The sequence below is a fragment of the Flavihumibacter sp. CACIAM 22H1 genome (assembly GCF_001601815.1).
GTDB lineage: Bacteria > Bacteroidota > Bacteroidia > Chitinophagales > Chitinophagaceae > Flavihumibacter.
In genome coordinates this window covers 11492-16676 of record NZ_LUKG01000036.1, presented here as the reverse complement: position 1 = coordinate 16676, position 5185 = coordinate 11492, and the positions used below count along the sequence as shown (strand labels likewise).

7 protein-coding genes are annotated in these 5185 nt (G+C 47.6%); 3 read left to right on the top strand and 4 right to left on the bottom strand.

Annotation, left to right across the window (positions count from 1 at the left end; translation table 11 throughout):
- From A1D16_RS11440 to A1D16_RS11425, 4 genes are all read right to left on the bottom strand, one after another.
- Positions 1-337: hypothetical protein (locus A1D16_RS11440; RefSeq protein ID WP_290709551.1), on the bottom strand; the 337-nt coding region annotated here is incomplete at its 3' end.
- A gap of 147 nt (positions 338-484) precedes the next feature.
- The gene (gene plsX, locus A1D16_RS11435) at positions 485-1426 is read right to left on the bottom strand and encodes a phosphate acyltransferase PlsX (RefSeq protein WP_290709549.1); all 942 of its coding nucleotides are present in this window, start codon (positions 1424-1426) and stop codon (positions 485-487) included.
- 37 nt (positions 1427-1463) lie between these two features.
- Positions 1464-1658 carry a 50S ribosomal protein L32 gene (gene rpmF / locus A1D16_RS11430; protein ID WP_290709547.1) on the bottom strand — a complete coding sequence of 65 codons (195 nt, stop codon included), beginning with the start codon at positions 1656-1658 and terminating at the stop codon, positions 1464-1466.
- Between the two features lie 26 nt (positions 1659-1684).
- Positions 1685-2245 (bottom strand): DUF177 domain-containing protein, encoded by a 561-nt coding sequence (locus tag A1D16_RS11425; RefSeq protein WP_290709545.1) that lies wholly within the window; start codon positions 2243-2245, stop codon positions 1685-1687.
- Positions 2246-2512: 267 nt separating this feature from the next.
- Between A1D16_RS11425 and A1D16_RS11420 the strand changes: the two genes are divergently transcribed.
- The 3 genes from A1D16_RS11420 to A1D16_RS11410 form a co-directional block, all read left to right on the top strand.
- Complete coding sequence (locus A1D16_RS11420) at positions 2513-3583, top strand: saccharopine dehydrogenase C-terminal domain-containing protein (RefSeq protein WP_290709543.1); 1071 nt, start codon at positions 2513-2515, stop codon at positions 3581-3583.
- A gap of 24 nt (positions 3584-3607) precedes the next feature.
- Entirely contained in the window at positions 3608-4510 is a 903-nt protein-coding gene (locus tag A1D16_RS11415; protein ID WP_290709541.1) for a DUF1338 domain-containing protein, read from the top strand.
- A 58-nt stretch (positions 4511-4568) separates the two neighbouring features.
- Positions 4569-5185 (top strand): histidine kinase (locus A1D16_RS11410; protein ID WP_290709539.1); only part of this gene is annotated, 617 nt, incomplete at its 3' end.

Here is a 5185-nt window from a genome sequence, read left to right as displayed (position 1 = left end):
TTATCAGCCGAATAGGCCAGTTGACCAATACCGTAAGCCGGTAGCCGTTGATGCCGGGGCGGGCTTCCTGAAGCATTTCCTGCCATCCCCCTATACCGGATTTCAACGCAAATACCAGGGGCGCTACCAGGATAATGCAGCACAACGCAGGCGACCAGTTAAAACCTGGTACCAGCAGCCAGTACAGGAAGTAGGGCAGGGTAAATGCCAGTCCATATAAAAGGTAAAACCCCAGTATACGTTGCGGCCGGGTAGGTAAGGAATAGATCCATTGTTTCTCCCATCCCCAATAATAATTACCGGTAATCAGCAGGGCTGTCAAGAGCGTGCATACCAAAAAATGGACTTTGTTAAGTTGGTGGAAGTAGTCGGCAATATAGCTGAAGATCATAGGCAAATCAGGCAAATAAAACAGGAAATTCTATAACTAAGGTAAGGGAAGGGGCAGAACTAGAGGGAGATAACTGCGGCTACGGGCAATTAATCAGGCTTTTACAGATGCCTGGATGATTTCGAGCAAATTACGTTCGATCATTTTGGCGGCCAGCGAAATCATGTTAGAGAAGGCTTTGGACTGGGAAATGCCGTGCCCGATGATAACGGGTTTGTTCACGCCTAATACGGGGGTGCCACCGTAATTTTCAAAATTGAAGCGTTCAAAATAATCGTGGTGAATACCTTTCCGGTGCGTGATCTCATAAATGGATTCCGCCAGTTTCAGGATGATATTACCCGTAAATCCTTCGCAAACCATAACATCGGCTTTGTCGAGTAATACGTCCCGGCCTTCGATATTGCCGACGAAATGAATGGCGGCATTTTCTTTCAGCAGGGGATAAGTGGCCTGGGCCAGGAGATTGCCTTTGCCTTCTTCCTCGCCAATGTTGATGAGCGCAACTCTTGGGTTTTCAATTCCCAGGATATGCTGTGCATAGAGCGATCCGAGCAAGGCGAACTGGTTAAGGTTTTCAGGTTTACAGTCGGCATTTAAACCCACATCCAACAAGAGGCCGGTACCACCGTTTTCTTTCGGGATGATGGTGGAAATGGTGGGGCGTAAAACACCTTCCATAGCCTTTAGCGAATAAACAGCGCCAACCAGCATTGCACCGGTATTACCGGCGCTGATAAAAGCATCAATAACTCCTTTACCGAGGTAACCAAACCCGACGGCGATGGAGGATTGTTGTTTTTCCTTAAGTGCTTTGGTAGGATGTTCGTGCATGCCGATAACCTGCGGTGCATGCACCAGGGTTATGGAGCTGGCAGGAATCTTGTGTTCCGCCAACAGGGGGGTAAGCTGAGCTTCATCCCCAAATAGAAAAAGCTTCGCCGGGGATTTCGACTCAGACAGATACAATTGCAGACCTTTTACCGCTTCTAACGGTGCGAAGTCGCCACCCATCATGTCCAGACCGATTTTCATCTCCGGCAAAGCTATATAAATATTGTGTACAGGTTAATTACTTCTTGATGGGCGATTTTTCGGCCACCAGCTTACCCTTGTAGAACAATTTTCCTTCACTCACGTGTGCACGGTGACGTACATGCAGTTCACCAGTAGTGCTGTCAGTGCTGAGTGTAGCGGCTTCTGCCTTGTAATGCGTTCTTCTTTTAGCACTACGTTGCTGTGAATGTCTGCGTTTCGGATTTGGCATCTCTCAACAATTTATAAATACAAAAATCAATTATCCAGGTCTTTAAATTTTTCCAGCCCCTTCCACAAGGGATTGGCATTTTCCTGCTTTTCCGCTGTTCCGGTTTCCATTTTCTTGAGCAGATCCAGGGCTTCCTGGCTGCAATAAGCATGGTTGCCGGCTTCAAGGGCATCGCACATGGTTTGCATAGGAAGACTCAGTTGCAAAAATTCATAGATCCAGTCAGCTACATGCAAATGGCTTTCGCTTCTGGCTATATAATATACATCCGGGTCCTCTTCCTGCTCGTTCATCTCATCGGGGTTATCTACCAGCTTAACCACAATATTAAACTCATCCCAGAGATTCCACGGCAAACTACTGCTGCCGCAACGATCACAGGTAACATGTACCTTTCCACCAATTTCAAATTTCAGCAACATGAACCCGTTTTTCTTATCGAGCGACAGTTTTACCTGTGCTGAACAATTCGAAAAACTTGTTGACTGATAGGCCTCAAAAAAACGATCGGTTATATCGTAACTGTATTCATGAATTCCAGGCTTCAATCCCACAAAAGCAATATCAAATTCCCGTCTGCTACTCATGAGTACCTTTTTTAAAGGTGGGCAAAGGTAGTAAAATTGTTTTGAATAAACGGGATTTTTTTACTGGAATCCCGTATTTTCGTCGGTATAATCAAAAGTACGTTTTTCACAGGCATGAATGCACGCATTAACATATTCGGTGCTTACCTGGCCTTCCTCCGGTCTGCCTGTGCTAATATTCCCTGATCCCGACCCAAGCGTGGATTATTCCCTCTACTTATTGTTTCTCACTGATTTCCATTAATTCATACATTAAACTTCCTTGTAATGAAGAATGTTGCTGTTATTGGTCTCGGTAAGGTTGGTTCCCTTGTTGGAACCCTGCTGAGCGATTTGTTTACCGTTACCGGTTTTGATCGTCAAAAGCCGGCGGCGGAAGTTCCTTTTGCCGTTACCACCGGTTCTGTGACCGATGCGGACCAGTTGAAATCCTTTCTGAGTGGTATGGATGCCGTGGTTTCCTGTTTACCCTACAACCTGAACCTGCCGGTGGCGCAGGCTGCGCATGCCCTGGGCATTCACTATTTTGACCTTACTGAAGATGTGCCTACTACTTCCGCTATCCGCGAAATGGCAAAGACCTCCAAAGGGGCTATGGCGCCTCAATGCGGGCTGGCACCCGGGTTTATTGGCATTGTTGGGGCCGATTTATACAATCGCTTTACCAAATTGCGCGATGTGGAACTGCGGGTAGGAGCGCTGCCCCGTTATCCGAACGGCCTCATGGGATATTCCTTTACCTGGTCGCCGGCCGGTGTTATCAATGAATACATCAACGATGCAGAAGTGATTCATAATGGCCAGCATAAGATGGTGCCTTCGCTGGACGGGATTGAGATGATTAACATCGAGGGACAGGAATTTGAGGCCTTCAGTACTTCCGGTGGGCTGGGCACCATGTGCGAAACCCTGGCTGGTAAAGTGGATACGCTTAATTATAAAACTATGCGTTACCCGGGCCATGCCAAACTGATGCGGTTTCTATTGTACGAACTCATTCTGAAAGAAAAGCGGGAACTGGTAGAACAAATCCTGACCGAAGCCAAACCTCCCGTGCGCGAAGATGTTGTATATGTATATGCAGTAGTGGAAGGTTGGAAAGGAGATCAGTTGGCACGGGAAGAGTTTTACCAGGCCTATCATCCTATCCTGATCCATGGGAAAGAATGGCGGGCCATCAGCTGGACGACCGCTGCTTCCGTAGCGGCCGTAGTTGAAATGGTAGCCAACGGAACGTTGCCGCAACAGGGTTTCATCAAACAGGAAGAAATCTCTTTTGACGCCTTTCTTCAAACTAAAAACGGGGCGCTCTATGCCCGCCATGAAACGGCGAAGTAACGCGCAACGGAAAAAACGGAAACCATGGAAAAAAATACCGTATTGGAAGCGGTACTCGGCGGACTTATGCGCCGGTACCAGGAAAGAGTGCCGGATGTAAAGGCAATTATTAATGCAATGATCAGGGAAGGATTGATCCGGGAAGCGGAGGATATTGAAAATGATCACATCGCCTTTCGGACGATGGGGGTACCACACCTGGGCATTCAATCCCTGGAGAAAGTTTTCCTGCACCTGGGTTATGAGCGGAGAGATCATTATGTGTTCAGGGAGAAAAAACTGGATGCTTATTGGTATGCGCCGCCCGCCCCGGAGTATCCGCGTATTTTTATCAGTGAATTAAGAGTGGCAGACCTGAGTCCGGCTACGCAGGCAATTATCCGGTCCTATACTGATGAGGTAACCAGTGATCCGGTAGATGCATTGGACCTCGATAACGCGGAGGTGGTGGATGCTTTTTTGCACAGTGGTTTATGGCGTACGCCTGTTTATGCAGATTTCCTTGAATTAGGCAAGGAATCGGAGTATGCCGCCTGGGTAATATACAACCGCTATTACCTGAATCATTTTACGGTAAGTGTGCACAATTTGCCAGAAGGGTTTAATAAGCTGGAGGCCTTTAACGCGTTTTTGGAACGGCATGGTTTTGTGCTGAACGATTCAGGGGGTAAGATCAAGGCGAGTCCGGATGGTTTTTTGCGGCAGTCTTCCACGGTGGCGCGCAAGGTGGAAGCGGTGTTTGCGGGCGGTGACCATCAGCTGATTGCGGGGTCTTATGTGGAGTTTGCGGAACGGGGTGTATTGCCGGCGTTTCAGCACTTGCCGGCAGACCAGGTAGGCCGGGAGCATCGTCGGGAGGGCTTTGAAGCGGGAAATGCCGATAAAATTTTTGAAAGTACGTATCTTTCGCAGACGAGTAAGGTTTAAACGTCAGACAGGTGTTAGGACAACGTCCTAACACCTGTCTGACACCTAATTAAATAGCATGGCTTTTCTGAAGTATTCAAAAAATGAACGGTGGATTGCCCTGTTATTATTGCCACCCTTCGCCATTATAGCCAATATTTTTCTCTTCCGATCCCGCTACTTTGAATCCCTTACCGCATTTGTGACGGCCACGCTTATTACACTCGCCGTAATACTGCTCGTTTATATCTCCTGCGGTATGGTGGCAACGATCCTGCTCAATAAATACCCCAAATACAGCCAAACCTTCCAGCGCATACTGCTCAGCCTGCTGGTATACGTACTGCTGATGGTTGCCGGTATCAGCCTGTTATTTTTTGGATACGATTACCTGGGATTTCTGGGTTTTACCATGAATTATACCGCTTATTCCGCTACGATCCTGGTAGGACTCTTCTGCAATTTCCTCGCCACCAGTTTTAATGAAGGCGCCGCTTTTTATGAAAAATGGCGATCACTCGTAGATGAAGCCGAACAACTCAAACGGGAAAACCTTCAGAGCCAACTGGAAGGACTCAAAGGCCAGGTTAACCCGCATTTTCTATTCAATAGCCTCAATTCCTTGTCCAGCCTCATCAGCGAAGACCCCGCCAAAGCAGAAAAATTCCTCGATGAAATGAGCAAGGTCTATCGTTA

Bases quoted from the DNA above. Each gene is read 5' to 3' on its own strand.
- plsX (WP_290709549.1), bottom strand. From the start codon at position 1,426: ATGAAAATCGGTCTGGACATGATGGGTGGCGACTTCGCACCGTTAGAA.
- rpmF (WP_290709547.1), bottom strand. From the start codon at position 1,658: ATGCCAAATCCGAAACGCAGACATTCACAGCAACGTAGTGCTAAAAGA.
- A1D16_RS11415 (WP_290709541.1), top strand. From the start codon at position 3,608: ATGGAAAAAAATACCGTATTGGAAGCGGTACTCGGCGGACTTATGCGC.
- A1D16_RS11420 (WP_290709543.1), top strand. From the start codon at position 2,513: ATGAAGAATGTTGCTGTTATTGGTCTCGGTAAGGTTGGTTCCCTTGTT.
- A1D16_RS11425 (WP_290709545.1), bottom strand. From the start codon at position 2,245: ATGAGTAGCAGACGGGAATTTGATATTGCTTTTGTGGGATTGAAGCCT.